We start from the raw sequence: 775 nt of genomic DNA on the forward strand, positions 1-775 counted from the left end.
CAGGCAGATCGCGCCAGGGAAGGCGCGCTCTGCCGAACCCCCTTCCGACGGGCTGACAGACGCCACCCGCTAACTTCTGCTGTAACGGCCCGCTATTTTTCGGGATGTATGGAGAACCCGCAGGATAAGAACCAGGCTTTCTTCTGCAACATAGACGATGATGAACGGGAAGCGCGGAACAACCAGCTTACGCTGTTTTGCTGTTCTTCCGGCTTTAACACCTGCCTGCGGGTTTTCCTTCAGGATACTGACCATACTGATTAGCTTATCATCTGCCGTGCTGGCTACCGACAGACCGGCTTCCTGATACAGGTAGCGGAAGATTGCTTCCCTGTCTGCCCGTGCCTGCATTTCCCACTGAACGACTGATGTCACAGTTTGCCCCGCGTTGCCTGCGCTTTCAGTTTATCCATATGACTGTTCATTTCTTCATCGCTGATGAAGTGACCTTCCCCGGCATCATAGCGACTGAACGCCGTTGTTATTTGCTGCTCCAGCCAGGCATCATGCGCACCCTCCTGATGCAGCCGTTCTTCTGCTGCCAGCTCTTCTGCCCGCTGGCGCATTATTTCTGTCAGGCTCATCTTCTGTCGTTCTGCTGCCTGCATCGCCAGGCGTTTGGTTTCGTCATCTATTCTGAAGTGGATTGTGCTCATTCAGCACTCCTTTTGTGGTGTCAGATGTGGTGTCATTATGGCCGTTATTTTCAGCCATGTCAGGTTTCTCTTCGCCTCTTTGCTCTGCCGGATGGGTTGAACTGTGTACCGCCTGCAAC

Annotated in this window: 2 protein-coding genes; both read right to left on the reverse strand. The window is 53.7% G+C overall.

Going from position 1 to position 775, the window contains the following annotated elements:
• Positions 1 to 69 precede the first annotated feature (69 nt).
• Positions 70 to 375, reverse strand: coding sequence for a type II toxin-antitoxin system RelE/ParE family toxin (locus tag JJB97_RS18235; RefSeq protein ID WP_238715500.1), 306 nt, complete (start codon positions 373 to 375; stop codon positions 70 to 72).
• Positions 372 to 656 carry a damage-inducible protein J gene (locus JJB97_RS18240; protein WP_238715502.1) on the reverse strand — a complete coding sequence of 95 codons (285 nt, stop codon included), beginning with the start codon at positions 654 to 656 and terminating at the stop codon, positions 372 to 374. Before JJB97_RS18240 ends, JJB97_RS18235 begins: the two co-directional genes overlap by 4 nt.
• Between the last annotated feature and the right edge of the window lie 119 nt (positions 657 to 775).

The sequence above is a fragment of the Tenebrionibacter intestinalis genome (genome assembly GCF_016632365.1).
GTDB classification, from domain to species: Bacteria; Pseudomonadota; Gammaproteobacteria; order Enterobacterales; family Enterobacteriaceae; genus Tenebrionibacter; species Tenebrionibacter intestinalis.